Raw genomic sequence first — 25,751 nt, forward strand, 5'->3', positions numbered from 1 at the left:
AGGGCAGCACTGGGCTGCCCTGGTCGCGGCGATGTGGGGGGACGATCGCCGGATGCGATCAGGCAGCCTTCATCGCATGCTTGCGGTCGCGCATGACCGAGTGGCATTCCTGCACTTCCGGCAGCCACTGGGTCACTTCCTGGCGCACCGCCGGCGGCAGGTCGTTGTCCTTCAGCACATCCTTGAACGCGCCAAGCAGGCGATCCTCGGACTCTTCAAGTTCGGCCACGTAACCGTAGTTGGTGTCACCGAAGGCCGCTCGCACCTTGCCGTAGAACTGCTGCATGGAACCGACCATGGTGCCGTGCTCGGCCGGCTTGCCGCCGGTAGCGGCCACCGAACTGCTCAGCGAGGACACGATGCGGCCCTTCACGCCGGCGATGCGGACGAACAATGCCGACAGCTCGGCATCCTTCACCTTGGTTGCGGCTTCCTCGTAGAAGGACTTGCCATCACGTGCGATCTCGATCAGGTCGTTGAGGCGATGCTCGATGGTGGACTGGGTGCTCATGTGTAGTCTCCTCTGGGGGAAAAAGGGCAACAGTGGAATCCGTTGCCTGCGAGCCCAGACTGGCCGACCGGGTGTGGTTCGCGGGTGAGCATCGATTGATGCGGTGATCATGCTGCCCAACGGCGCCCCACCCGCTCACGCGGGCGACGCGGTGTCTTCACCGCATCTGAATCCTGGCAATGACCTGCCCGATCATCCGCACCGCATGTCTAGTCCACCGCTACCCGCACCACGTGGCTGATGCCCCGATGGAACATCTTCGCGTACGGACAGACCCGCTCGGTGTTGCGCACCAGTTCGGCTGCACGTATCGGGTCCATGCCAGGCAGGCACACCATGATCTCGGCCGACAGCAGGTACAGGCCGTCCACGGGATCTCGCGCGAACGTCACCGCTACCTCGATGCTCGGCTCGACCAGTTCCATCCCCGCACGCGCAGCCACCAGCACCATCGCACCGTGGAAGCAGCCGGCGTAGCCCGCCGCCAGCAACTGCTCGGGATTGGTACCGCCACCGGGTCCACCCAGCTCAGCAGGCAACCGCAGGTCCACTGACAGCGCACCATCATCGGACCGCACCACGCCCGACGCGCGGCCATGCTGTGCCACGCCACCACTGACCCGCACCCTTCCGGTGTACAGCGGGCGCACCTCATCACCGTGGTACTTGTCGAGCACCGTGTGCGGAGGTGGTTTCAGCCCGGTCATCGCAGGTTCCCGCTGGGAGCGTCCACCGCCGATCAGGCCGGCTGGCCCTGTGCCAGCCCGGACTGCTGCAACCAGCGTTCGAAGCCGATCGTGCCGAGCCATGCCTGGCCCACCGGCACCAGCGTGTCCTGCTGCAGCTGCGCACCGAAGTAGCGCGCCTGGGCATCGCCAACCACTTCACGCGCGTCACCGGTTGCCTGCAGGAAGCGCTGCGCCAGCACCGCCATCGATTCGCGTTCCGGGCCGGCGATCTCCACCACGCCATTGGCTGGTGCCTGCTGCGCGATGCGCGCAACCGCATCGGCCACATCCTCGGCGGCGATCGGCTGCACTGCGGCGGTCGGCAGCTGCAGGGTCTGGCCGTCACCGGCTGCCTGGATGATGCCCGGCAGGAACTCGAAGAACTGCGTCGAGTGGATGATCGTGAACGCCAGGCCCGAATCGCGGATCAGGCGTTCCTGGGCGATCTTGCCGCGGAAATAGCCGCTGGCCGCCAGCTTGTCGGTACCCACCACCGACAGCGCGACATGATGGCGTACGCCTGCCTGCGCCGCGGCCGCCAGGATGTTGTGGCCGGCAGTCACGAAGAACGACAGCACCGCCGCATCTTCGAACGAGGGCGAGTTGGCCAGGTCGACCACTACCTCGGTGCCCGCCATCGCAGCGGCCAGGCCCTCGCCGCTCAGCACATCGATACCGGTGGAGGGTGCAGCGACGACGACGTCGTGGCCGGCCGCATGCAGGCGATCGACCACCTTGCTGCCGATGCGGCCGGTGCCACCGATGACGAGGATCTTCATGACAGGTCTCCTGGAACGTGGAAAGTTCGGATGTGGCTGCATGCTAGAAACGCATTGGCCGGCGCAGTAGATCCGCAGCGGGCCACGCACTGTTGCCGCATCGGCACCAATGTGGTCATGCCCAGGCCGGGGCCGCATCGCGCTGCGCTGCCGCCTGCTGCCGCGCTTCCCAGTGCGAGAAAACATCCAGATCCAGCGCGCGTATGCGCTGGGTGCTGAAATCGATGAACGCGCGGATCCGCTTGGGCAGCTGGCGTCGGCTGAGATAGCACAGGTAATGGCCACGATCGTGCGGCGCGTAGCGGTCCAGGCAGGTCACTACAGCGCCTGTGCGCAACGCATCACTTACCTGGTAGCTGGGCAGCTGGGCGATCCCCAATCCGTCGATCACTGCCTGCAGGACAAGATCGGCATCATTGAACACCACCTCCGCCGGCGGCTGCAGATTCACATCCTGGCCGTCCACACGGAAGTCCCAGCGCTGCAGGCGCCCACCGGGAAGGCGTCGACCGATACAGGCATGGCTGGACAACACTTCGATGGTGTCTGCCAGGCCATGTGCCTGCACATACGCGGGCGATGCACAGACCACCAGCTGCATCGGCACCAGCTGCTTTGCGATCACCTGGCTGTCTTCCAGCACGCCATCGCGGAACGCCACATCGATGCGATCGGCGGCCAGGTCCGGTGCCTGCTCGTCCAGCAGCAGCTCCACAGAGACCTCTGGATACTCCGCGCGGAACGCAGACAGCAGCGGCGCGATCACCCGGCGTCCGAAGCCATGGGTCGCACTGATCCGCAGATGCCCGCGCGGCGGTCCCTCGCGCAGGTCGCGCATTTCGTCCAGCGCCTGCAGGATGCTGGCAACGCCCGGGCTGCAGCCCTCCAGGAACAGCTCGCCTTCGCGGGTGAGTGTTGTCGAGCGCGTGGTGCGCAGGAACAGGCGCACGCCCAGTTGTCCCTCCAGCTTCTGCACGCTGCGGCTGACGGCCGAACGACCGATGCCGAGGCGATCACCGGCGCGGGCGAAGCTGCCTTCGGCGGCTACCGCGATGAATGCCAGGACCCCGGCATAGCTGGCGGAAAAGGACGCCGTGAGGGAATCGCGGCCGTCGCTGGCCAAGCAGGACTGCGGCATGACATTCATGGTGTTCCGGGCTCCTGGAAGTCGCGTCGGGCAAGCAGGTGGGCGCGTGCACGGGCCAGTCGCTGGCGGTATGCCGGCAGATCCAGCCCCAGCAGCGGCGCGATGTCTTCAAAGCCCGCGCCCAGCACGTCATGCAGCAACAGCACGGCCCGCATGTCCGGTGGCAGTTCGTGCAATGCGGCAAGGAAGGCCTGCCAGACCCGCTCGCTGGCGGGGCAGGCTGCTGCGCGGTTCGGGGCGGATGAGGTGTCCATGCCCGGCAGACGGGCGAGCATCCGCCGCTGTGACAGGCCATTGGTGTTTTTCGAGCAACACCGTGCAGCCCTGCCCTCGCCTACCGCCCCGCATGCAGCGGGCCTAGCCTCGCTGCGTCCCTCAACTCCCATCGGAACACCGTCATGAGCCAACGCCTGGACTACGCCGCACAGTCGCCCGAACTCTTCAGGAAGCTCGGCACCTTCTCCCATGCCGTGCACAACAGTTCGATCGAAGCGGCCATCATCGACCTGGTCAACATCCGCGCCTCGCAGCTCAACGGCTGCGGGTTCTGCCTGGACATGCACGTGAAGGAAGCGACGATCCGTGGCGAGCGCGCACTGCGCCTGCACCATGTCGCGGCGTGGCGTGAATCGAACCTGTTCAGTGCGCGCGAACGTGCCTGCCTGGCGTGGACCGACGCACTTACCCACCTGCCTGCGCAGGGGGTTGCGGACGACGTGTATGAGCGCGTGCGTAGTCAGCTGTCCGAACAGGAAATCGTCGATCTGACCTACGCGGTGATGGCGATCAACGCCTGGAACCGCGCCAACGTCGCCTTCCGTACGCAACCCGGCTCGCTGGACCAGGCCTTTGGCCTGGACAAGGCCGGTCTGGCCTGAGCGTCGACTGCACACTTTCCTGCTGGAGACCTGCCATGCGTTCTCTCTGTTCCCTGGCGCTGCTGGCCCTGCTGCCGTTGACCAGCATCGCCGCCACGCCGCCGCCCACCGCGCCCGAGCCCATCGTGCGCGAGGTCATGACCCGTCCGTTGCCGGAACAGCCGGGCAAGGAAGCACTGATCCTGACGGTGCAATACCCACCCGGCGGCGCCGATCCCGTACACCGGCACGATGCCCACGGCTTCGTCTATGTGCTGCAGGGCCGCATCGTGATGGGCGTGGCTGGCGGCCGCGAGGTTACCCTCGGCCCGGGGGAGGCCTTCCATGAGGGCCCGGACGATCTGCATACCGTCGGCCGCAATGCCAGCCAGACCGAGCCGGCGACATTCGTCGTGTTCCTGATCAAGGACATCGGCAAGCCGGCGGTACTGCCACCACGCTGACCGCCACCGGTCCGGGGCAGTACCCGCCACTCCCACAGGTCCGCCGGTGTCACAATCGGCGGACCTGTCCCGTCTCTGCTGGCATGGACGACCCCACCGCACTGTTCACCCGACTACGCCCGCGCCTGTTCGGCGTGGCCTACCGCATGCTCGGCTCCTCGCACGAGGCCGAGGACGTGGTGCAGGATGTCTGGCTGCGCTGGCATGGCGCCAACCAGCAGGACATCGAGAACGCCGAAGCCTGGCTGGTGGCCACCACCACCCGCCGCGCCATCGATGGCCTGCGCCTGGCCCGGCGCACGCGCGAGCACTATGTCGGCATGTGGCTGCCGGAGCCGCTGCTCACCGAAGACACCGGCACACCCGAGTACATGCTGGAAACGGCCAGTGATCTGTCGGTGGCCTTCCTCAACGTGCTGGAGCGGCTGGCCCCGGACGCGCGTGCCGCGTTCCTGCTGCACGATGTGTTCGACCAGGATTACGACGTGGTGGCACGCACGCTGGACAAGACCGAAGCCGCCTGCCGGCAGATCGTGCACCGCGCACGCCTGCAGCTGCGGCAGGAGCGACCGCGCTACAACGTGCCGCAGGACGTGCACCAGAAACTGATGCGGCGTTTCGCAGAGGCCATCGCCAATGGCGACTTCAGGACGATGAAAACCCTGATGGCCGAATCGGCCGTGCTGATCGGCGATGGCGGCGGCATCGTCACCAGCTTCCCGAAACCGATGGTCGGCGGCGCACGCATCGCACAGCTGCTGTACGCCCCGCACCTGCGGCGCAAGGACCAGCTGCGCATGGTGCCGAGCATGATCAACGGACGCCTTGGGCTGCTGCGTTACTTCGACAACGTGCTGGAATCGGCAATGGCCTTCGATACCAACGGCGAGCAGATCGTGCAGATCCTGGTGCAGCGCAACCCGCACAAGCTGCAGGGCCTGAACCAGCCAACATCGATCCAGTAGATCCACGCCATGCGTGGATGCGGTTGCTCTCATGCACGGCAAAGCCACGCATGGCGTGGCCCTACCGGCGGGCTCTCCACCCTGCGTCAATCCCGTAGATCCACGCCATGCGTGGATGCGGTTGCTCTCATGCACAGCAAAGCCACGCATGGCGTGGCTCGGCGGGCTTTCCACCCTGCGTCGATCCAGTAGATCCACGCCATGCGTGGATGCGGTTGCTCTCATGCACGGCAAAGCCACGCATGGCGTGGCTCTACCGGCGGGCTTTCCACCCTGCGTCAATCCAGTAGATCCACGCCATGCGCGGATGCGGCTGCCTTCATGCACAGCAAAGCCACGCATGGCGTGGCTCTACCGGCGGGCTTTCCACCCTGCGTCAATCCAGTAGATCCACGCCATGCGTGGATGCGGTTGCTCTCATGCACAGCAAAGCCACGCATGGCGTGGCTCGGCGGGCTTTCCACCCTGCGTCAATCCAGTAGATCCACGCCATGCGTGGATGCGGTTGCCTTCATGCACGGCAAAGCCACGCATGGCGTGGCTCTACCGGCGGGCTCTCCACCCTGCGTCAATCCAGTAGATCCACGCCATGCGTGGATGCGGTTGCTCTCATGCACAGCAAAGCCACGCATGGCGTGGCTCTACCGGCGGGCTTTCCACCCTGCGTCGATCCAGTAGATCCACGCCATGCGTGGATGCGGTTGCTCTCATGCACAGCAAAGCCACGCATGGCGTGGCTCTACCGGTCTCCGTGCTGGCTGACGGCTGCCCTTGTGGTTACTTCTGCTGCAGGAAGGCCAGCAGGTCCTGGTTGACCTTGTCCTTGTGGGTCTCGGTCAGACCATGCGGCGCACCCGGGTAGACGATCAGCCTGGCGCCCTTGATCAGCTTGGCCGACATCCGTCCCGCCACGTCGATCGGCACGATCTGATCGTCGTCGCCGTGGATCACCAGGGTCGGCACATCGAACTTCTGCAGGTCGGCGCGGAAGTCGGTCGCCGAGAACGCCGCGATCGAGTCGTAGGTGTTCTTCTGCCCACCCAGCATGCCCTGCGCCCACCATGCATCGACCATCGCCTGGTTGACCTTCGCGCCCGGTCGGTTGAATCCATAGAACGGACCAGACGGAATGTCCTTGTACAGCTGCGAGCGGTTCTCCAGCTGCGCCTTGCGGATGCCGTCGAACACTTCGATCGGAACGCCACCCGGGTTGTCTGCGGTTTTCAGCATGAACGGCGGCACCGAACTGATCAGCACGGCCTTCTTCACCCGTCCCGTGCCATGGCGGCCGATGTACCGCGCCACTTCGCCGCCGCCGGTGGAGAAGCCCACCAGTGTGACGTCCTTCAGGTCCAGCGTATTGATCACCGTGGCCAGATCATCGGCGTAGTGATCCATGTCGTTGCCATCCCAGGGCTGGCTGGAACGACCGTGGCCACGGCGGTCGTGTGCGACCACCCGGTAACCGTGGTCCGCCAGGAACATCATCTGCGATTCCCAGCTGTCCGAATCCAGCGGCCAGCCATGGCTGAAGGTCACCACCGGCCCGTTCTTCGGGCCCCAGTCCTTGTAGTACAGCTGCACACCATCGGCGGTGGTGATGGTGCTGGCGGTGCGCGTGACAGCGCTGGGCGCGGACGGGTGTGCCGGCGCGGCGGCCTGGGCGGACAGGCCCGCCTGCATCGACAGGGCCAAGGCAGTTGCAGCGAGGGTGCGGGTAACGGTGTTCATGGTGGACCTCCAGCGGATGGGTGGGTTTCGACAGGGGCTACTGTGCGCCCCTGCCCGGGACCATTGGTGACGTGAAGTCCAGAAAACTTGATCAAAAATCCCAGAACGCCGGCACCCAGCGGAACGCCTCGCCCTCGCGGGACACCCGGCCCACCGACGGGAACGGCAGGTGCGTGGCCACCAGCATCTCGCCGGTGCCGGCCAGCGCATTGAGCAGTTCGATGCGCACCCGCGCTGCTTCCTCCGGGTCATGCTCGAAGCCGTTGTGCCAGTTCGGTTGATCAAAACCGACGGCGAACACGGCATCACCAGCGAACGTCAGCGCCTGGCCCTCAGAGGCAACGCGCACCACGCAGTGGCCCGGCGTGTGCCCGCCGGTGCGGCGCGCGACTACGCCCGGTGCGATCTCATGCTCATCCTCGAAGGTGTGCACGAAACTGCCGTACTCGGCCCAGAAATGCGTGGCCGTTGCGCGAAGCGCGTCCGGGAACCCCTGCGGCATGTTCGTGCGGGTGAAGTCGGGCGACTTCCAGAACGCCACTTCCGACGCCGCGACGTGGATCTTCAGGTCCGGCCGCAGCTGTGCTTTCACTCCGTCCACCAGCAGGCCACCGATGTGGTCCATGTGCATGTGGGTGATCACTACATCGGTGATCTCGCGCAGGTCGATACCGGCAGCGCCGAGGCGACGGATCAGCTGGCCGGCGCGCGGCAGCTGCAGGTCCGGGTCCATGCCCAGGCCGGCGTCGATCAGGATGGTGCGCTCACCGCTGTGCACCACCATCACGTTCAACGCCCAGTCGAACGCATCCTGTGGCAGGTACATCTCGTCGAACCATTCGGCGCGCTCGGACGCCTGCACGTTGTGGCCGAGCATCTGCGTCGGCAGCGGCAGCACGCCGTCGCTGACCACCAGCACATCGATATCACCGACTTTCAGGGCGTAGCGCGAGGGAACAAGCTCGTCGAGCGCGGGCGCGGCAGGGGCAACGGTGTTTTCCAGGCTGAACATGAGGCGATCTCCACGAAGGTTGGCTGGCAGGCAGTGAAGCAGGGCCGGCGGACAGTTCCGGGGTACGCCTTCGCACGGCGCAGGGCATGGCGTTGCCGGGCAGCAATGCCCTGCAGCACAGCGCCGCTGGTTCGATTGAAGACGGGATCCACGAGCTGTCGTGGCCCCGGAGCACGGCAAGGGCCGTGTGGGATCAGCGTAGGCAACGCAGGCAGTGCGCAGTAGACCCGCAGGCGGGCTCGCGGCGTTGCCTTTTGGGAAGCAGTGGCTGGGATCCAGAAAGGGATCGAAGCTACACAAGGCGTTTCGATCGGTGCTACCGTCCGCTCGTTGCGCGACGGGTATCAGAGCCCGGGAACATCACAAGGAGTGGTCATGGGTGACTGGGATTTTCTCTATGAAATGCGTGAAGCCGGCTACAGCGATGATGACATCATGGACGCCGCCAGCAGTGGCGCGGCCCCTTGGGAATGGGACACGGTCCACTTCGACTGGGAAGGAGCGGAAAGTGACAGGAGCGAAGTTGCCCCGCCCCAGAGTAGTTCAGGAGCGTTCCGGAGCAGGAATGGCTACCCGCGCAATTTTCTGGAACAGACTGATATCTTCGAGGATCTTGTCGAATGCGCACAGCGACATTTCGACAACACTGGGCGCTATCTGCAGGTATGGGGCGAGCTCGGAGAAATCTTCGCAGAGATCCACTTCGGCCTGTGTCGCCACGGCACGCACCAGGCGGGATCGGATGGCACCATCCATGGCAAACGGGTCGAAGTGAAGACCATTTCCCCCGAAAAATCCAACAACCGTGTTTCAGTCAAACGCCAAGGGGATTTCGAACAACTGTTGATCATCCGTATCAACGAGGAATTCCAGTTCGAAGGTAGAATTTTTGATCGCAGCGAATTGAGCGGAGAAACCGGTCGCCTCATGTGGAAGAAGTTCGACCCGGAGTGAATCGCTGGCACCCGTCGCGACGAAGGCGGGGTGCTCAGCCGCCCTTGCCCATCATCCAGCGGATGGCCTGTGGGAACGAGGTCTTCCAGTCGTCCGGATAGAAATGGCCACCCTCATGGGTACGCGACCGGAGCTCGTTGCCATCGCTGAAAAGGGCGCGGAAATCCGCGCTCATCTTCTGGTTCGCCGGCCCTTCCTGCTCGCCGTTGATGACGAACACCCGCTTGCCGTGTGCGCTGCTCTGCGTGGGCACCGGCTGGCGCCAGCCACCCGGCGACACCAGCAATGCACCGGCATAGTCATCCGGATGCTGCGCCAGCAGCGCGCCGGCATGCTGCGAGCCCTGCGAGAAACCCATCAGGTACACCTGCTTGCGGTCGATGCACTGGCGCGCGGCCAGTTGCTCCAGCCCCGCCTGCACCACCTTGTGCGTGCCCTCATACGGGCCGGTCCAGCTGAAGCTGTCGAACGACTCGCGCATCTCCGTACCGTTGATGCCCAGCAACACCACACCAGCATCGGCCAGCGGCTGCTCGCTGCTGTCCAGGTGGCCATTGATGCCGTAGCCGTGCAGCCACACCAGCACCGGCGCACAGGCCGACATCGCAACCCCCTTCGAAGGGGCCAGCACCGAGATGGCGCCCACCTTGCCGACCGATACCTTCGCGTAGCGTGCCTGTGTATTGGCCAGCACCTGCTTGAAGAACGGCGTTCCGCGCAGGTGCTCGAAGTCATCGTTGTCGGCCAGCGCGGGCGCGAACCACATGCCACGCTCATCGGCTTGGCGCAGATAGCGCTCGGCCAGCGCATCGTCACCGCGGCGTGCGAACAATGCCGCTGCGTGGTACGGCGCCTGCGCCAACGTGGGGTCTTCGCGGGTTGCGGCCAGATAGAGCGCCAGCGACTGCAGCAGCGTGGCGTCGTCTTCCTCGGCCCGCTCCATCAGTTCCTGCGCATCGTCGGCATTGATCAGGGCATTCAGCACCGGGCTGATCGACTTGAACGCGATGGTCGAGGCGCTGTCCTGTTCCTCGGCGTGTGCGGTTGGCGCGGAGACAGCGAGCGCCAGGAAAACAGCAAGAGCAGACAGCTTCGGCATGGGGAATCTTCCGTGATTGCGGCAACGCGCGGGGCGCGCAGTCTAGCAACCTCCGGGCCGATCAGATCACCCTGCGCTCAACCGTAGGCAGGATGGCTGCCTGTAAGCACGCCCATCGAAAACGCGTAGCCCGCTTCTTCCAGCAACAGCCGCATGCGCAGTTCCGCGCGCCGCGGAACACACAGCCCGCTCGGTGCGTACAGCGCATAGACGAAGCCGGCGCCTTCCACGTGCTCGCGGCGCACCGAACAGTTGTTGGTTTCCGCGGCATCGGACCACACGGCCCGCAGCTTCTCCGGGCCGATGGATTGACCGTTGCGCAGGCGGAACGTCAGCCAGCGCACGCCCAGCGGCGGATGGTAGGTCAGGTTAGCCATTGCGCACCTTCAATACGGCGGCGGAGATGGTTCAGGACGTCCGGTTGCAGATCAGGATGCTCGTTGCGCGCGGACGCCGGCAGATCGATGCGGACAGCGCCGTTGACCAGCGCGGGGGGATCGGTGTGCAGGTCGATCCACCATCCATCGGGAAGGCGAAGCCCGCGTCCGTCCCTGTCATAGAGGTTGATCTGAAAAGACATGACGCTCGCTCCCATTGGAGTTCGAGCATACGCCTGCGCAATGTCACTCCAGACTGCGACCCGCCGACGCGATTTCCTCGACCCGCTTGGCACACACGAAAACGAACGCCTCGTCCTGCTGCACCTTCAGGAACGAATCCAGCCAGCGTGCCGCAGCACCGCGGTTGCCGATCACACCCCCGAGTTCTTCGGTAAGGCAACGCGCGCACTCCATGCCACCCGGACTGGGGGCCTGGCAGGCGCGGCAGCGCGCCATCGTCGTCGTTCTTGCCGGCCGGCACTGGTACATGATCTTCGTCATCAGGCTTACCGCACGGGCATGGGATGGCATCAGCGCTCTTCCCGAACGTTGGACAGAGGAAAGCCGCGCAACGCGCGGCCTCTTCTTCGTTTACTGCTCAGCGACGGCTGTCACGGCCCGGCTCGCTCTTCTGTTCCTGCCCGGACTTCTGCGGGCCGACCGGCTTTGCATCCTGCTGGACCTGCTGCTCCTGCTGGCGCTGCTTGCCGTCCTGCTTCCGGTCGCCGCCCATTGCGTTGCCGTCGGCCTGGCCCTGCTGGGCGGCCTGCTTGATTCCGGTCGGGGCGTTGGTGCGGTCGGTCTGGCCTTGCGGCGTATTGTTGTTCATGTCTTGCTCCACCGCAGCGATCTGCTGCAACGCCACTGTGGGCGTGGGCCGGTTACGCAGCTGCATGAAAGCCGGAGATTAATGAACGGGCACCATGAACAGCGCTGCGCGCACACAGGCTCCTGACATGCACAGGTGTACGTTGGCGTTCCAACAGGAGAAGTCTCATGGAACGCATCACCAACAAGGACTTCGTTGACGTCGAGCGCGAGCTGCAGCACTGGCAGGCCGCGTTCCAGACGGGCGATCTGCCCGCCATCAACTTCCGCCACGAGGTCGCACCGGTCATCCGCCTGGCGTGCGACATCTATGTCCGCAACCCGCATGGCACGCGCACGGCGTGGCTCACCGATCTGCAGTCACGGCTTGCGCTGCGCACCAGCCTGCGTGGCCACCCGGGGTCGGCGGAAATGGCGATGGGCTGCTGGGCGCGCCTGTCCGGACCGGCATTGGCCCCGCAAGCGGGCTGAGACAGCAGGCTGCGGGCAGATCACTCCTCGCCCGCGAGCTGGTTGCCTTCCTGCATCAGCTGATCATTCAACCGGTTCACCAGCGCGATGACCGCATCGGCCAAGGCACGCGCATCGGCGATGGAGCCGTGGAAGGCAATGCGGGTGCCCTCCACCCTCACTTCCGCCAATGACAGCTGCGACGCCAGCGTCGCGCAGTGCTGCAGGAAGCGGCCGGTCCACTGTTCATCGGGTGCCTGATCGAGCAGCGCAGTGATGGCTTCATCGGCAGTCGCATCGACCTGCTGGTGAAGCCGTGGCACGTCGAACCCAACGATGCGCGGCAGTCTGGACGTGCTCACGTACTTCCCCAAGGGTGTGCAGGTCGGCAGTATCGCTGCACCGACCCTCCCGGGCGAATCGTCCGACGTGAACCGTTCATCCGGGCCGGCGATGTGGGACCCTCGGTCAGCGGAGGCGTGTCGATTCCCGAGCCGTCCGGGCGTCGAGAGAAGAAAGGCCGGCCAACGTGGCAGCCAACGCCGATGGACATCCCGATGACGCCGATCCTGACCGCATTCAAGCATTCCCCGGACCGTGGCCAGGGGCTGGCCCGCGACATGCGCGTGCGCTGGGCGCTGGAAGAGCTGGGCCTCGCCTACGACGTCCATCTGCTCACCTTCGAGGAGATGAAGCAGCCGGCGCACCTGGCGCGGCATCCGTTCGGTCAGATCCCCACCTATGAGGATGGCAACGTAATGCTGTTTGAATCAGGCGCGATCCTGCTGCACCTGGCCGAGCAGCACCCCGGGTTGCTGCCCGCCGATACGGGTGCGCGCATGCGCGCGATCACCTGGATGTTCGCCGCGCTGAATACTGTGGAGCCGCCGATCGTCGAACGCTCCATGGCGTGGGTGCTGGAACGCGAGCAGCCCTGGTATGCACAGCGGTTGGTGATGCTGGACGAGCGCGTGCGCAGGCGGCTGAGCCAGCTGTCCGCCCGGCTGGGCGATGCACCGTGGCTGGACGGAGACTTCAGCGCCGGCGATCTGCTGATGGTGTCGGTGCTGCTGCGGCTGCAGAGCAGCGGCATCGTTGGCGAGTATCCAGACCTTGCTGCCTACGTTGACCGCGCGACCGCGCGGCCGGCCTACCAGCGCGCCTTCGCCGCGCAGCTGGCGGTGTTCCAGAACCTGTAGCTCCACGCCGCTCCCAGTAGCTCCACGCCATGCGTGGAGTTCGCCATCCATTGGTACTGCTACGCGTCAATCGGCAGCCATCCGCGTGCCACCCGATCTCCGGAAGCAACCGCCACTGGATCAGTGGATGTCCAGCGCGACGATGCCATCCCCTTGCAGGGTGAACGCGTGCGTCAGCACCACCGGGCTGCCCGGGAACGTGCCGCTGACCTCCGCAGACACGATGTGGCGACCGTCCTGCACGTGCAGCTGCAGGGGGACCACGTGTTGCTGGTAGGCCGCACGCGTCTGTGCCACCCAGGCGGCAATCGCTGTGTGTCCCTGGTGTTGCTGGCGCTCATCGCCCACCTTCGCGCCTGCGGCAAAGCACTGCTCCACGTGCGTTCCGGGCTCGCCATTGGCCAGCAGGAAATAGCGGGACAACGGCGCGGGAAGATCAATCGGCATCACAGGCACTCCAGGCGGGACTGGCGCTATTCTCGAACCGCACCCTGGCCGCCACAAGAACGCACCTGAAGGTAAGTGACCCACCCCATGAGAAAGGCCTATACCCCTGAAACCGCCGCCGCGGACGTGGCCCGTGCACTCGCACTGCTGGAAGGCCGCTGGAAGCTGTTGATCCTTTTCCACCTGTTCGACGGCAAGGTGCAGCGCTATTCCGACCTGGAGCGGCTCATCCCCGGCATCTCGCAGAAGATGCTGGCGCAGCAGCTGCGTGCACTGGAAGCCGACGGCATCGTGCTGCGCACGGTGTATCCGCAGGTGCCACCGAAAGTGGAGTATCGACTCAGTGCGTGGGGGCAGGCCCTGTGCCCGGCACTGGACGCGCTGCTGCTGTGGCAGGAGCAGAAACCAGCGGCAGGCGAGCCATCGGCATGACCACCTTCAGCGCAGCAACCATGCTGCTGCGAATGGTGAACACCCTGTAAAACGGCCATCGCGCGTGCCGCCACGCGCACTGCACCATCACCTACGCTCAGGTTCCGCCCCCTGCCCGGAACCGGATCATGCCCTTGATTGCCATCGCGCTTGCCTCAGCACTGTCCGCCCTGCCCGACATAGGCTGGGAGCGCGAGCGGGCCGAAGATGCCCACCAGCTCATGCTGTGCCAGATCCACCGCGACCAGTTGGCCGATCGCGGGGAGCAGTCGCAGACCTACCAGCAGGCCAAGGCCGTCTGTGATCTGCTTGCCCGCGAGTACAAGCAGAACTGGGATTTCGACGCCCACGATGCACTGGCGGCGGAGGCAGTGGATTTCTTCGACCTCCTGCAGCGCGGTGAGGCCACGGCAGTGCCACCGCGCAAGTCCGATCACGTTCTCGAGTGATCGCCGCCCTGTTGAAGATCAGAGGATGACGGCAGCAAACAGGCCGACAACCCCGATCGTCGTCAGCAGGAACGAGACCACTACCGAGCCGAGCGCACGCAGCGCTGATCCTCCATTCAAGGCCACGAAGGCCCGCATGCGGGCCCACAGGTACCACGCCACCGCCAGCGCGCCGATGGCTGGCGCGGTGAACGGGCCGGCCTGCGCCGGGGACGCGGCTGCCACCTGCGCCAGCGCGAGTGCCACCACGAAGGGGCATGCGATGAACGCCTGGATGGAGAAAGGCTCGCGCAGCGTCTCGCGGTTCACGGGCAGCCGCTGACGCCGAAGCGTGCCCAGTGCCGCACCCAGCGCGTACACGCAGAACACCGCAGAGCGGGTGAGCAGCAACCCCTGCTCGCTGCTGAAAAGCAGCTGCCCCACCGGCGTACTGAGTCGGGGCGAGGACATGCGCATCGCCATCTCCAGCGCATGGGCGATGGCCACCGACAGGATCAGCATCAGCACCGGGCTGATCGCATCGGAGAACCGCTGGTCCGGATCCTTGCCGAGCTCGCGGCGGGTGTAGAGCGCGACCTCGCCGGGGTGAATCAGTACCCGCCAGAACATCCGCGGATAGAACACCAGCCAGCCGACCAGCTCGTAGAGGAATTCTTCCAGCGATCGCAGCAGTCGTATGAGGTCCATGACCGCCGTGGATAGCGTGCGGGGCGTGAAGCCGGGATCACGGGCGGGCTGCGGATCGGTTCTTCAGCCAGAACGGCTCGAATTCGGTACTGAGGAGCGGCAGGGTTCCCTACGTGCAGAGGTCATCAGGGCGTCAGTTGGTTGCCTTCTTTTACGCCAACGGTGGTGGCCCACTAGTAACCAAAAAAACATTCATCTCTCTTAGCTAGAGGCTGCATTGCGTGATGAACTAACAGCTCGATCAAGCCTTCCTTTTCCCACCGTTAGGAGCGTCCGGCGCCCTGTCGCGAAACTTCTTCACTGCGGCATCCAAGGTGTAAACCATCGCCTGATCACTTTTGATAGGCCGCTCCTCCTTTGACAGTCTGCTTTTCGGCTTACTGACCTTGGCACCGGACTTCTTTGCACTACTGGGCACTTTGCTATTGGTCACGATTCTCTCCTTCGCTGACATGTGTCAATTAATTTACCTGAACAGTTTTCGGTGCAAAGCCTTATCACTTACCCGTATTAGGAATCTTCAGCATTGAGAAAATTCTGTCAGTAAGCACTCATGATCCGACAACAGGCAAGCGAAACTAGGTGCTTTCGAGAATAGGCGTGCCGCTCGTCGCATCGACAGTCTGACGGCACGCAACTAGACAGGAGCATCTAATCTTCCTCTGGAATCGCCCGCACAGCTAAGAGCTTGGTTGTAATGCTAGCAATCCTCGCGACGGAAGAAAGCGCAAACGCTGACACCCCAGCAACGATTGAGTGGAGGCTTACGCTCTTAGGAAGATAAAAGGCAATCAGTGCAACAACGCACATTAGAACACTGCCCCACAGAGCCTCGCGAAGATAGCGGAGAAGATCGTCCAGATAGCCACTGGTCTTTAGCCGCCTGTAAGCCGTGTCACTCATTGCATATAGAAGGGCTTTGAGCGTAGCCATGAAGCCTGTCAGCACCCCTCCTAGTGAGATCACCGCAGAAAGATAGCTATCGGGCGACTGCACAGGCAGAGAAATGACCGCCGCTCTGTGCAGAAGCCCAGCTGCGAGACCGACGACCACCGCTAGTATCCAAGGAGAAGCCCGCTCCCGGTCTAGCGGTGTTATCCATTGTGAATTCGTTCTCGCCATCTTCTGTACGTCGCCTCCAATTTTCTAAAGCGAGCATCTATCGGAAGTCGCTTCCCTGATCCCGGCTCGATGCTTACGTGGTGCTTGAGTGTCTCGTTGATGAGATCTACAGGACAAATATCGCCGTCTGGGGTCTCACGACCTGCGATTTCTGCCGAATCAGCCGCACCGCTGTTGACCAGCCGGCTTAGCCAACCCTTTGCATTGCGAAGAGACCTGTTCTTGTCATGGCCAACTGAGACCTCAATCTTGATGCGCGCACCATTCATATCGGCTGCTTGACCCAAAGCCTGTGTAAGCGCATGCCCATCCCTTCGCTGTTGGGCAGTAAGTTTGGCGAGATCCACCCCCACCGAGAATCTCCTTACCTCGGTAATCCTCCCGTAGCGGGCCTCTGCTTCGGGGTCGAGCACAACGTCAGCCTCGTATTCATTCGTCTCGCCCTCCAAGTAGCAAGACAAGTACTGCGCCATAGCGCTTGGTCTAACGCCATAGTGGTTGTACTGAGCTATCAGATGGCCGGTCTGTGGCAGATACAATGCTGCAGCTTCTTCCCCGAAGAATTGCTCCTCTTCGATGTCGAGATCTTCAATTGGCTGGTCCTTGCTACCCTTTCCTGGACCAGACACATCTCTCAACTTCACGAAGTCTAGCGCCCACCGGCGTGGCAGCCCGTTTTCCGCGTTCAACCGCTCCGCACTCTCTAGTCGAACGTTGGCGCCGCGCACGTATCGAACTCGGTCTCCGATATCATCCGCTTCGATCGCTCTAAGTAAGGAATTGACGGACCTCTCTCCACCAACCTTATTCAGCCTGAAAAGCTGTATTTGAACACGCGCCGGTTTCAAAACTGTGCCTCCTTTCGGGCAGTTATCCTCACTCAAAGCTGAGTGGGCAGCTTACGAGCCTAACCCTTAATTCGGTGATGTCCAATCGGATTGTTGGCACACAAATTGCATTCTCGCCAACTAAATCATCCTATAAATGGAGAATTGTGTTCGCTATGCGTGGGCGATGCATTCGCATGGCGGTTGCTGAGAGGCTTCCCTCTGAACGCCAAGGATCGGGCAATGCCTAGACTTCGGTTCGTCGCCCTGTCACTGCTCGCATTAGGTTTGGACGGCCTCGGTGTATCCGCCTGGAAAATCCTTAGCGGCTGAAGACACCTCAAAGGCGATCTGCAGCAGCTTACGCGTCCTTAGCAGTGCCAGAGCGCCCCCATTGGCGCCCCTAGGTGGTTGGCATCTGAGAACCCATCAGACGACTCCTGAAGCTTTGAGTGCGGCACTGGCTACGGGCACGAAAAGGAGTGGGACATGTACGCCCGCAAGGAGACCGGAAAGTAGGCCTAGTGCGGTGAGTTCTGATCTACAGTTAAGTGGCACATGTCTGCCTCTGCCACCCACCGACCATTGCTGAAACAGCTAATCAGGCCACAGTGGCAATGCCCACCTGTCCACGCAGGGAACCGACCGTCGTGGAGGTCTTAGGCCTTCCAGGGCTCGTCGATTGCTTCTTTGGCCACCTGTGAGCCCGGCCTGAAACCCCGCCATTTCTGGCGATGTCGGACGTCTCTGGATCTGGCTGGACGTCAATATGGTGGGCCCACCAGGATTCGAACCTGGAACCAAGGGATTATGAGTCCCCTGCTCTAACCGTTGAGCTATAGGCCCGGCGCAGCGTCTTAGTGTAGTGGAGCACGGCCGGAGTCGGCTACTCAGTCGGCAGCAGCGAGTGCCTCAGCAACATGCTGCAGCCGCTTCTCGGCTATTCCAGCGAACCGCTCCATCTCCTGCAGATGCGCTTGGAACAGCGCCACCACCCTCATGGCCCCTTCCAGTTCCTTCTGATTGCCGCTACCGAAGCCCTCGATCAATCCCGCACCAGACTGCGTCAGCAGCGCGAACGTCGCGCGCCTGGCAAACCCCAGCCGATCCTCCCGCTCGTCCTGCAGCACTTCATTCCAATCCAGCAGGGGCGGGAAGTCACACGTATCTGCACTAACCGGGTCGCCAGCGCTCTTGCCGGCTGCCGCCTTCAGTCTCATCTTGGATCTCCTACGATTCGTCGAGCCTTCTACGCCTCCTGTTGAGAGAGGCGGCCGGGTGCTTCAACACGGTCGTAGGGCCGCCCGCAGCGTTCCCCCTTGCGGGGTCTTGTATGGCTGCGCGCCACCCGGCCAGAAACCTTTGGGCTCGCCGGGGTGGCGAGTGATGCGAGTTGACCTTGGATTGACTGCTGTTACGGCAGACAGCCCTCCCACGACGGTGTGTTGAGCACCTGCAGGGGACTGTGTGGAAAAGAAGGTAGTGCCTTCAATTGTTGATTGCGACAGGGCTTGCGGCAGGCATGCCAGCTCAAACAGCTCGACGTACTGGGGCAACTGAGGAATGAGCTGGTCAACTCCTGCCCGCCGCACGGAATCGCGCTTTATTGCTCAACAATGCTCAAGCCGGTTGCGTCAAAAGGCGCAAATATTGGTGGTGGGAGACGACGAAGAGTTGGCCAAAGCGTCATCGCCAACCGCAGCCAAGCATGGCCACGGCTCCACACCGGATCCCCCAAAGAAAAACCCCGCCGAAGCGGGGTTTCTCTCAACACGTCAGCACTCGCTGGAGATCAATCGATATCCAGGAAGCTGCGCAGCTGCTCCGAACGGCTCGGATGACGCAGCTTGCGCAGGGCCTTCGCTTCGATCTGGCGGATGCGCTCGCGGGTCACGTCGAACTGCTTGCCGACTTCCTCAAGGGTGTGGTCGGTGTTCATGTCGATGCCGAAGCGCATGCGCAGCACCTTGGCTTCCCTCGGGGTGAGGCCGGCCAGCACGTCACGCACGGTTTCAGACAGGTTGATGTTGGTGGTGTTCTCGATCGGGGACTCCACGTTGGTGTCCTCGATGAAGTCGCCCAGATGGGAATCCTCGTCGTCGCCGATCGGGGTTTCCATCGAGATCGGCTCCTTGGCGATCTTCATCACCTTGCGGATCTTGTCTTCCGGCATGTCCATTTCCTTGGCCAGCTCCTCCGGCGTAGCCTCGCGGCCGTACTGCTGGAGCATCTGGCGGGAAATGCGGTTCAACTTGTTGATCGTTTCGATCATGTGCACCGGAATACGGATGGTGCGCGCCTGGTCGGCGATCGAACGGGTGATGGCCTGGCGGATCCACCAGGTCGCATACGTGGAGAACTTGTAGCCGCGGCGGTACTCGAACTTGTCCACGGCCTTCATCAGGCCGATGTTGCCTTCCTGGATCAGGTCGAGGAACTGCAGGCCGCGGTTGGTGTACTTCTTGGCAATGGAGATCACCAGGCGCAGGTTGGCCTCGACCATTTCCTTCTTGGCCTTGCGCGCCTTGGCTTCGCCATAGGCCATGGCACGGCTGAGTTCCTTCAGCTCGTCCAGGTCCAGCAGGGTGACCTTCTCGATGTCGATGGTGGCCTGCTGCTCGGACACGATCTGGTCCTTCACTTCACGCAGCGCCGAAGACCACTTCTGCTTGCGCTTCAGTGCGTCTTCCACCCACTCCAGGTTGGTCTGGTTGCCTTCCCAGGAGCGGATGAAGTCCTTGCGCGGCATGCGGGCAGTGACGGTGGCCAGGTTCAGCACGCGGCGCTCGTGGGCCTTGATGCTGCCCATGGTGTCGCGCAGCTGCTTGGTCAGCACGTCGGTCAGCGGCAGCGGCAGCTTCAGGGTGACGAACACCGCCGACATCTCCTCGCGGAGCTTCAGCAGGTTCTTCTTGTCGCCCTTGGCGGCAGCCTTCTTGAAGGCGTTGAGGGCATCGCCCAGCGCCTGCATGCGCGCAGCCACTTCCTCCGGATCCGGACCGGTCGGCGCGGCTTCTTCATCGCCGCCGTCGACGTCGTCTTCTTCCTCGTCGGCGTCGGCATCGGCGTCGTCCGCGTCATCGGCCACCACAGCGGCCGGGGCCGGCACGTCGTCGGTCAGGTCGTTGAAGCCGACGATCACTTCGGCAAGGCGCTTGCGGCCTTCCTTGTGCGCTTCGTAATCGGTCAGCAGCGATTCGACCGACACCGGGAACTGGCCGAGTGCGGCCTGGACCTGGGACAGGCCTTCTTCGATGCGCTTGGCAATGGCGATTTCGCCTTCGCGGGTCAGCAGCTCGACGGTACCCATTTCGCGCATGTACATGCGCACCGGGTCGGTGGTACGGCCACCTTCGGTGTCGAGCGCGCTCAGCGCGGCGGCAGCTTCTTCGGCTGCGGTGTCGTCGACCTCACGGTTGCCCGTGTTGCCGTCGTTGAGAAGCAGGGTTTCCACATCCGGAGCAACTTCATGGACATCAATGCCCATGCCGTTGATCATGCCGATGATGTCTTCGATCTGTTCCGGGTCGACCATGTCGTCGGGCAGATGGTCATTGACTTCGGCATAGGTCAGGTAGCCCTGTTCCAGGCCCTTGCTGATCAGTTGCTTGATTTCGGATTGGGCAGGACGTTCGTTGGCCATGTAGTGCTCGCGCCACCGGCTAGGGGGAAATAGGGAACGTAGCATTATACCAGCCCGGGGCCCGGCCTGCCGGGCGGTGGTCCCGGCGGCCTAGGGCCTGAGGAGGAAGGTCACGGGACCGTCGTTGACCAGGCTGACGACCATATGGGCACCGAAGCGGCCCGTTTCCACCCCCGGCGCGTGATTTTCACGACAGATGTCGACAAATCGATTGAACCCGCGTTCAGCCTCCTGCGGCGGTGCCGCGCTGGTGAAGCTTGGCCGCATGCCGGAACGGGTGTCTGCGGCCAGGGTGAACTGGCTGACCAGCAGCAGGCCGCCGCCGGTATCACGCAGCGAGCGGTTCATTTTTCCGGCCTCATCTGCAAACACACGGTAGCCGAGCAGGCGTTCGGCCATCCGCTGCAACTGGGCCTCGGTATCGCCCGGCTCCATGCCGACCAGGGCCAGCAGGCCGGGGCCGATCTGCCCCACCGCCTCACCTTCCACATGCACGGCAGCCTGGCTGACACGTTGAATCAGGACGAGCATCGGCGGGCTTCCGGGCAAGGGGCCGGCCACGATAGCAGCGCCCTTGGCTAAACTGGGGCCGATGAATCCACACCGCAAAGCCCGGCTGGTCTACCGCGCCACCACCCTGTTCGCCCGCCTGCCCTGGCCATTGCTGCGCGGGTTCGCGCGCGCCCTGGCCTGGACGTGGGTGCGCCTCGATGCCCGCGAGAGCCGCGTCACCCGCCGCAACCTGGAGCTGGCCTACCCCGAGCTGGACGCACCGGCACGCGACCGCCTGCAGCGCGAACTGCTGCGCTCCACCGCCCTGCAGGCCATCGAGACCCTGCGCCTGTGGAGCCGGAAGCCCGCCGACAACCTGCGCCTGCACCTGAAGGAGCGCCACGGCCAGGCGCTGTACGACGCGGCCCTTGCCAGCGGCAAGGGCGTGATCGTGGCGGCCCCGCACTACGGCAACTGGGAGCTGCTGAACCAGTGGCTGGCCTCGCGCGGCCAGATCGCCATCGTCTACAAGCCGCCGGAGGACGAGGCCAGCGATGCCTTCCTGCAGATCGTGCGCGGCGGCGACAACGTGCAGCAGGTGCGTGCCGAAGGCCCGGCCGTGCGCCAGCTGTTCAAGGTGCTCAAGGACGGCGGTGCCACCGGCATCCTGCCCGACCAGCAGCCCAAGGCCGGCGACGGGGTGTTCGTGCCGTTCTTCGGCGTGCAGGCACTGACCATGACCCTGGTCAACCGCCTGGCCGAGCGCACCGGCGCGACCGTGCTGTATGGCTGGTGCGAGCGCATCGGCCCGGACATGGAATTTGCCCTGCACATCGAGCCGACCGACCCGGCCGTGGCCGATCCGGACCCGCACGTGGCGGCCACCGCGCTCAACGCGGGCATCGAGCGCATCGCCCGCCGCGACCCGGCGCAGTACCAGTGGACCTACAAGCGCTATACGCTGCGGCCACCGGGCAGCGGCGAGGAAGACCCATACGCGACCGACGAACATCCGCACTGAGAGCCGCTGCACCGGCCTGCGACACACCGCCGCAGCACGTTGAATACGACGCTGGCGCCCCCATAGAGACACCGATGTCCGCCTCCCCCGGTCCTGCCATGTCTGCTTCCTCCCTGTTCGGTGATCCGGCAGCGATCCGCTGCGAGCGCGCGGTCGCCGAACTGCGCGCCGGTCGCCCGGTCCTGCTCCACGATGGCCAGGGCCAGCGCCTGGCGGTGATCGCGCTGGACAGCGCCACTGCCAGCAGCTTCGCCGCCTTCGCCAGTGCCGCGCGCGAGCGCCATTACCTGTACCTGACCGCCACCCGCGCCCGCGTGCTCGGCGTGGAGGCACCCGAGGGCGCGCGCCTGCCGCTGGCCGGCGTTGCCTTCGATGCCCTGCCCTCGCTGGGCTACCTGCGCGAACCCGGACCGATGCCCGCGGCCTGGAGCGCAGGCGATGCGTTCGATGCCGGCGCTGTCGAACTGGCCCGGCTGGGCCTGCTGTTGCCGGCGATGGTGGCCGTGCGCCTGGATGCAGACGACGCCACGTTCGATGGCGCGGCCGAGGTTGGCCTGTGCGATCTGGCCGAAGGCGCCGCGCACGCCGCACATGATTACGAACTGGTGGCGCGTTCGCCGGTGCCGCTGCGCGACGTCGGCATGACCACCTTCGCGGTGTTCCGCGGTGGCGTCGCCCAGCGCGACCAGGTAGCGATCATCGTCGGCGAACCGGACCTGTCCGCAGTGGTGCCGGTACGCGTGCATTCGTCCTGCCTCACCGGCGACCTGTTCGGTTCGCTCAAGTGCGATTGCGGCGACCAGCTGCGGCGCGGCCTGCGCAAACTGAAGGAACTGGGCGGCGGCGTGCTGCTGTACCTGGACCAGGAAGGCCGCGGTACCGGCATCGCCGCGAAGATGCGCGCCTACGGCTACCAGCATGACGGCCTGGATACCATCGACGCCGATGCGCAGCTGGGCTTCGGCGCCGACGAGCGCCGCTATGGCAGCGCGGTGGCGATGCTGCGCGGGCTGGGTGTATCCCGTGTTGCCCTGCTCAGCAACAACCCGACCAAGGCACAGCGCCTGCGCAATGCCGGCATCGAGGTGCTGGACTGCATTCCGGTCACCGGCGAGATCACCGCCGAGAACGAGCACTACCTGCGCACCAAGGCCGACCGCGCTGGCCATCTGCTGGATGTCGATGCGCTGATCCAGGCCGCCCAGTAACGCGGGCGACCTGCTAACGTCTGCGCGGTGCGGTCATCACCGCGCCTGCCCGCCCTGCTGCCCGACGGACGCCCGCGTGACCGAACTGCCCTTGCCTGTTGCTGCTGCCGAAATGCCCCTCGACCACTGGCAACCCCTGCCGCTGCGCGCTGCCCGGTTGGCGGCGCTGGAGGGCGCCTTCGGCGGACTGTTCATCCCCGGCGCACCGCTGGCGGCCCTCTGGTGGTTCTTCGATCTTCCCGGTGGCCTGTGGGCAGCGATGCTGGGCCTGCTGGTCGGCCTCGCCTTCGGCGCCTGGATCGGCCATCGGCGCCTGACCCGCACCCGCTGGCGGCTGGACGCACAGGGCCTGGGCCTGCGCCGCGACCTGATGTGGCAGCTGGAGACCCGCATTCCCATTTCGCGCGTGCAGCACCTGGACCTGCGTCGCGGGCCCCTGGAGCGGCGTGCAGGCCTGGCCACGCTGATCGTGCACACCGCCGGCACCCGCCTGAGTGCGGTCACCGTCAGCGGCTTGGACGAAGCCGATGCCGAGCGCCTGCGTGACACCCTGGCCCATCAGCTCGACCAGGACGCCGACGCCCTGTGAGCCTGCCCCCGCCCCTGCCGCCCTCGCTGCCCAGCGGTGGCGACGAGCATCGCCTGCATCCGTGGTCGTGGCTGTTCGTGCTGCTGATGCAGCTGCGCCACTATTTCCTGCCGCTGGTCGCGTTGCTGGTGTTCGGCCAGCGCGGCGACCGCGATCCGATGTGGGCACAGTTGATCCCGTTGACCGCCATCGCCGCGCTGGTGCTGGTGTCGGTGCTGCAGTACCTCAGCTACCGCTATCGCATCGGCAACGATGCGATCACCGTGCGCAGCGGCCTGCTGGCGCGCAACCGGCGCGAGATTCCCTTCGCCCGCATCCACAACGTGGAAGTGCGGCAGAACCCGTTGCACCGGTTGTTCGGGGTTGCCGAACTGCGCCTGGAATCGGCCGGCGGGGTGCGTCCGGAAGCGGAGATGCGCGTGCTGCGGCTGGACCAGGCGCTGGCCCTGGAACAACTGGTGCGCCAGCGTGGGCAGGCGCCCCAGCCGACGCCTAGCGGCGCGCCGGCTGCCGATGTCGTGCCATCCGACGACGAGCAGGTATTGCTGCGCCTGTCGAGCTGGGATGTGCTGCGCATGGGCCTGCTGTCCAACCGTGGCTGGGCGCTGGCGATCGCCGCCTTCGGCGTCCTGTTCCAGACCGTACCGCGCCCGGTGATGGACGATGCCATCCAGCGTGGCGGGCGCGAGGCCTTCGGCTACGCCAGCCACCTGCATGCCGGGGTGACCGGCGGGCTGGTGCTGTTGGCGGCCGCGTTGCTGCTGGGCTGGCTGTTGCTGCGGGTGTTGTCGGTGGTGTTGACGCTGCTGCGCTACCACGGCTTCACCCTCAGCGAGCGCGAGCGGCGCCTGACCGTCTCCACCGGCCTGCTAAGCCGCACCCGCAGCAGCGTCGCGCGCCGCCGCATCCAGGCATGGACGCTGGGCGAGAGCACCCTGCAACGCTGGTTCGGGCTGCGCCAGCTGCGTATCGACAGCGCTGCCGGTGGCCCCTCGCGCGACGACGACCGCGCGCTGCGCGAACTGGCACCGCTGGCTGGTGCAAGCGCCTGCGATGGGCTGGTGCGCCACCTGCTGCCGCAGCTGCAATGGCCGCCGCAGCAGTGGCAACCGATTCCGCAACGCGGATGGTGGCGATTGTCGCTGTCCACCTTGCTGGTGGTGCCGTTGCTGACCGCCGCGCTGTACTGGCGCTGGGGCCTGCCGGCCCTGGCACTGCTGGCCTGGCTGCCGGTCAGCCTGTTGATCGCGCACCGGCAGATGGCGCGGATGGGCTGGCACCTGGATGGCCAGTTCGCGGCGGTGCGCGGCGGCTGGTGGAAGCGCTGGTGGCGCTGGGCCGAGCTGGACAAGGTGCAGGGCCTGCGCCTGCAGCGTTCGCCGCTGGACAAGCTGCTGGGTACGGCCAGCCTGCAGCTGGACACCGCCGGTGCGCATGGCGATGTGGCACTGGCACTGCGCTACCTGCCGCAGGCGCGTGCACATGCCTTGATGGAAGAACTGGCCACGGCGCTGGCACGGCGCAAGCTGCGCTGGTAGCGCGGCCGATCGTTGAATCGCCATCCACGCGTGGCGTGGATCTACTGCACCACCCACGCATGGCGTGGATCTACTGCACCACCCACGCGTGGCGTGGATCTACGGTAGTGGGGGGGCGCGGGGCGGCCCCCCCCCCCCCCCCCGGGGGGGGGGCGCCCGGCGCCGCCGACCACACACCACACCGGAAGCCGG

At 64.8% G+C, this 25,751-nt stretch carries 32 protein-coding genes and 1 tRNA gene; 12 read left to right on the top strand and 21 right to left on the bottom strand.

The annotated features are described in order from the left end of the window. Positions 1-58: 58 nt before the first annotated feature. The 5 genes from M2299_RS18990 to M2299_RS19010 form a co-directional block, all read right to left on the bottom strand. Entirely contained in the window at positions 59-511 is a 453-nt protein-coding gene (locus M2299_RS18990) for a PA2169 family four-helix-bundle protein (RefSeq protein WP_032952113.1), read from the bottom strand. 209 nt (positions 512-720) lie between these two features. Beyond that, positions 721-1,218, bottom strand: coding sequence for an Ohr family peroxiredoxin (locus M2299_RS18995; protein ID WP_100436948.1), 498 nt, complete (start codon positions 1,216-1,218; stop codon positions 721-723). Positions 1,219-1,250: 32 nt separating this feature from the next. After that, positions 1,251-2,018 carry an SDR family oxidoreductase gene (locus M2299_RS19000; RefSeq protein WP_099785510.1) on the bottom strand — a complete coding sequence of 256 codons (768 nt, stop codon included), beginning with the start codon at positions 2,016-2,018 and terminating at the stop codon, positions 1,251-1,253. Positions 2,019-2,133: 115 nt separating this feature from the next. Then, positions 2,134-3,165 carry a LysR family transcriptional regulator gene (locus M2299_RS19005; protein WP_165780415.1) on the bottom strand — a complete coding sequence of 344 codons (1,032 nt, stop codon included), beginning with the start codon at positions 3,163-3,165 and terminating at the stop codon, positions 2,134-2,136. Continuing rightward, positions 3,162-3,419 (bottom strand): sigma factor-like helix-turn-helix DNA-binding protein, encoded by a 258-nt coding sequence (locus tag M2299_RS19010; RefSeq protein ID WP_280884830.1) that lies wholly within the window; start codon positions 3,417-3,419, stop codon positions 3,162-3,164. The genes M2299_RS19005 and M2299_RS19010 overlap by 4 nt, the downstream gene beginning before the upstream one ends. Before the next feature lie 144 nt (positions 3,420-3,563). Between M2299_RS19010 and M2299_RS19015 the strand changes: the two genes are divergently transcribed. The 3 genes from M2299_RS19015 to M2299_RS19025 all read left to right on the top strand — a co-directional run bounded on the left by M2299_RS19015 (position 3,564) and on the right by M2299_RS19025 (position 5,451). Next, the gene (locus M2299_RS19015) at positions 3,564-4,043 is read left to right on the top strand and encodes a carboxymuconolactone decarboxylase family protein (RefSeq protein WP_099843770.1); all 480 of its coding nucleotides are present in this window, start codon (positions 3,564-3,566) and stop codon (positions 4,041-4,043) included. Between the two features lie 35 nt (positions 4,044-4,078). Beyond that, positions 4,079-4,486, top strand: a complete 408-nt coding sequence (locus M2299_RS19020; RefSeq protein ID WP_049466772.1) for a cupin domain-containing protein — start codon at positions 4,079-4,081, stop codon at positions 4,484-4,486. Between the two features lie 83 nt (positions 4,487-4,569). Further along, a complete protein-coding gene (locus tag M2299_RS19025) occupies positions 4,570-5,451 on the top strand; it encodes an RNA polymerase sigma-70 factor (protein ID WP_280884831.1) in 882 nt (293 codons plus the stop codon). Between the two features lie 777 nt (positions 5,452-6,228). Here the strand turns inward: M2299_RS19025 and M2299_RS19030 are convergent. Both M2299_RS19030 and M2299_RS19035 read right to left on the bottom strand, forming a co-directional pair. Then, entirely contained in the window at positions 6,229-7,182 is a 954-nt protein-coding gene (locus M2299_RS19030) for an alpha/beta hydrolase (RefSeq protein WP_032976695.1), read from the bottom strand. A gap of 91 nt (positions 7,183-7,273) precedes the next feature. Continuing rightward, entirely contained in the window at positions 7,274-8,194 is a 921-nt protein-coding gene (locus M2299_RS19035) for an MBL fold metallo-hydrolase (RefSeq protein ID WP_280884832.1), read from the bottom strand. Positions 8,195-8,569: 375 nt separating this feature from the next. Here M2299_RS19035 and M2299_RS19040 point away from each other — a divergent pair, with 375 nt between their 5' ends. Then, positions 8,570-9,148 carry a hypothetical protein gene (locus M2299_RS19040; protein WP_025879030.1) on the top strand — a complete coding sequence of 193 codons (579 nt, stop codon included), beginning with the start codon at positions 8,570-8,572 and terminating at the stop codon, positions 9,146-9,148. A 34-nt stretch (positions 9,149-9,182) separates the two neighbouring features. On the opposite strand, the gene M2299_RS19045 is transcribed toward M2299_RS19040, so the two are convergent. From M2299_RS19045 to M2299_RS19065, 5 genes are all read right to left on the bottom strand, one after another. Then, on the bottom strand, positions 9,183-10,247 hold the full coding sequence (locus M2299_RS19045; protein WP_280884833.1) for a prolyl oligopeptidase family serine peptidase: 1,065 nt from the start codon (positions 10,245-10,247) through the stop codon (positions 9,183-9,185). A 77-nt stretch (positions 10,248-10,324) separates the two neighbouring features. Further along, positions 10,325-10,624: a hypothetical protein gene (locus tag M2299_RS19050; RefSeq protein WP_025879032.1), complete on the bottom strand. Its 300-nt coding sequence runs from the start codon at positions 10,622-10,624 to the stop codon at positions 10,325-10,327. Then, positions 10,612-10,827 (bottom strand): hypothetical protein, encoded by a 216-nt coding sequence (locus M2299_RS19055; protein ID WP_025879033.1) that lies wholly within the window; start codon positions 10,825-10,827, stop codon positions 10,612-10,614. The genes M2299_RS19050 and M2299_RS19055 overlap by 13 nt, the downstream gene beginning before the upstream one ends. 43 nt (positions 10,828-10,870) lie before the next feature. Further along, complete coding sequence (locus M2299_RS19060) at positions 10,871-11,128, bottom strand: hypothetical protein (protein WP_223483464.1); 258 nt, start codon at positions 11,126-11,128, stop codon at positions 10,871-10,873. 97 nt (positions 11,129-11,225) lie between these two features. Further along, positions 11,226-11,456: a hypothetical protein gene (locus M2299_RS19065; RefSeq protein ID WP_139784961.1), complete on the bottom strand. Its 231-nt coding sequence runs from the start codon at positions 11,454-11,456 to the stop codon at positions 11,226-11,228. 167 nt (positions 11,457-11,623) lie between these two features. On the opposite strand from M2299_RS19065, the gene M2299_RS19070 reads away from it, so the two are divergent. Further along, positions 11,624-11,926, top strand: coding sequence for a hypothetical protein (locus M2299_RS19070; RefSeq protein ID WP_025879036.1), 303 nt, complete (start codon positions 11,624-11,626; stop codon positions 11,924-11,926). A 20-nt stretch (positions 11,927-11,946) separates the two neighbouring features. On the opposite strand, the gene M2299_RS19075 is transcribed toward M2299_RS19070, so the two are convergent. Next, a complete protein-coding gene (locus tag M2299_RS19075) occupies positions 11,947-12,267 on the bottom strand; it encodes a hypothetical protein (protein WP_080149919.1) in 321 nt (106 codons plus the stop codon). Between the two features lie 195 nt (positions 12,268-12,462). Between M2299_RS19075 and M2299_RS19080 the strand changes: the two genes are divergently transcribed. After that, complete coding sequence (locus tag M2299_RS19080) at positions 12,463-13,104, top strand: glutathione S-transferase family protein (RefSeq protein ID WP_280884834.1); 642 nt, start codon at positions 12,463-12,465, stop codon at positions 13,102-13,104. A gap of 120 nt (positions 13,105-13,224) precedes the next feature. Here the strand turns inward: M2299_RS19080 and M2299_RS19085 are convergent, their stop codons facing one another. Then, a complete protein-coding gene (locus M2299_RS19085; protein WP_280884835.1) occupies positions 13,225-13,551 on the bottom strand; it encodes a nuclear transport factor 2 family protein in 327 nt (108 codons plus the stop codon). An 87-nt stretch (positions 13,552-13,638) separates the two neighbouring features. Here M2299_RS19085 and M2299_RS19090 point away from each other — a divergent pair, with 87 nt between their 5' ends. Both M2299_RS19090 and M2299_RS19095 read left to right on the top strand, forming a co-directional pair. Continuing rightward, positions 13,639-13,983: a winged helix-turn-helix transcriptional regulator gene (locus M2299_RS19090; RefSeq protein ID WP_049469382.1), complete on the top strand. Its 345-nt coding sequence runs from the start codon at positions 13,639-13,641 to the stop codon at positions 13,981-13,983. 128 nt (positions 13,984-14,111) lie between these two features. Then, positions 14,112-14,432, top strand: coding sequence for a hypothetical protein (locus M2299_RS19095; protein ID WP_280884836.1), 321 nt, complete (start codon positions 14,112-14,114; stop codon positions 14,430-14,432). A gap of 18 nt (positions 14,433-14,450) precedes the next feature. Here the strand turns inward: M2299_RS19095 and M2299_RS19100 are convergent, their stop codons facing one another. The 7 genes from M2299_RS19100 to dtd all read right to left on the bottom strand — a co-directional run bounded on the left by M2299_RS19100 (position 14,451) and on the right by dtd (position 21,242). Further along, entirely contained in the window at positions 14,451-15,119 is a 669-nt protein-coding gene (locus tag M2299_RS19100) for a hypothetical protein (protein WP_280884837.1), read from the bottom strand. A gap of 241 nt (positions 15,120-15,360) precedes the next feature. Continuing rightward, complete coding sequence (locus M2299_RS19105; RefSeq protein ID WP_280884838.1) at positions 15,361-15,552, bottom strand: hypothetical protein; 192 nt, start codon at positions 15,550-15,552, stop codon at positions 15,361-15,363. Between the two features lie 661 nt (positions 15,553-16,213). After that, positions 16,214-17,089, bottom strand: a complete 876-nt coding sequence (locus M2299_RS19110; protein WP_280884839.1) for a DUF6731 family protein — start codon at positions 17,087-17,089, stop codon at positions 16,214-16,216. Positions 17,090-17,838: 749 nt separating this feature from the next. Beyond that, positions 17,839-17,914, bottom strand: a tRNA-Ile gene (locus tag M2299_RS19115). A 44-nt stretch (positions 17,915-17,958) separates the two neighbouring features. Then, the gene (locus tag M2299_RS19120; protein ID WP_280884840.1) at positions 17,959-18,288 is read right to left on the bottom strand and encodes a hypothetical protein; all 330 of its coding nucleotides are present in this window, start codon (positions 18,286-18,288) and stop codon (positions 17,959-17,961) included. Positions 18,289-18,860: 572 nt separating this feature from the next. Beyond that, on the bottom strand, positions 18,861-20,711 hold the full coding sequence (gene rpoD, locus M2299_RS19125; RefSeq protein WP_032976684.1) for an RNA polymerase sigma factor RpoD: 1,851 nt from the start codon (positions 20,709-20,711) through the stop codon (positions 18,861-18,863). Positions 20,712-20,801: 90 nt separating this feature from the next. Beyond that, a complete protein-coding gene (gene dtd / locus M2299_RS19130; RefSeq protein ID WP_032976683.1) occupies positions 20,802-21,242 on the bottom strand; it encodes a D-aminoacyl-tRNA deacylase in 441 nt (146 codons plus the stop codon). 61 nt (positions 21,243-21,303) lie between these two features. On the opposite strand from dtd, the gene M2299_RS19135 reads away from it, so the two are divergent. From M2299_RS19135 to M2299_RS19150, 4 genes are all read left to right on the top strand, one after another. Beyond that, positions 21,304-22,224: a lauroyl acyltransferase gene (locus M2299_RS19135; protein WP_025879049.1), complete on the top strand. Its 921-nt coding sequence runs from the start codon at positions 21,304-21,306 to the stop codon at positions 22,222-22,224. Between the two features lie 74 nt (positions 22,225-22,298). After that, the gene (gene ribA / locus M2299_RS19140) at positions 22,299-23,432 is read left to right on the top strand and encodes a GTP cyclohydrolase II RibA (RefSeq protein ID WP_032976682.1); all 1,134 of its coding nucleotides are present in this window, start codon (positions 22,299-22,301) and stop codon (positions 23,430-23,432) included. Between the two features lie 112 nt (positions 23,433-23,544). Further along, complete coding sequence (locus tag M2299_RS19145) at positions 23,545-24,021, top strand: PH domain-containing protein (protein ID WP_223487030.1); 477 nt, start codon at positions 23,545-23,547, stop codon at positions 24,019-24,021. Beyond that, complete coding sequence (locus M2299_RS19150) at positions 24,018-25,559, top strand: PH domain-containing protein (RefSeq protein WP_099843835.1); 1,542 nt, start codon at positions 24,018-24,020, stop codon at positions 25,557-25,559. The genes M2299_RS19145 and M2299_RS19150 overlap by 4 nt, the downstream gene beginning before the upstream one ends. The last annotated feature ends 192 nt before the right edge of the window (positions 25,560-25,751 follow it).

It is taken from the genome of Stenotrophomonas sp. 1278, from assembly GCF_029892765.1.
GTDB classification, from domain to species: Bacteria; Pseudomonadota; Gammaproteobacteria; order Xanthomonadales; family Xanthomonadaceae; genus Stenotrophomonas; species Stenotrophomonas indicatrix.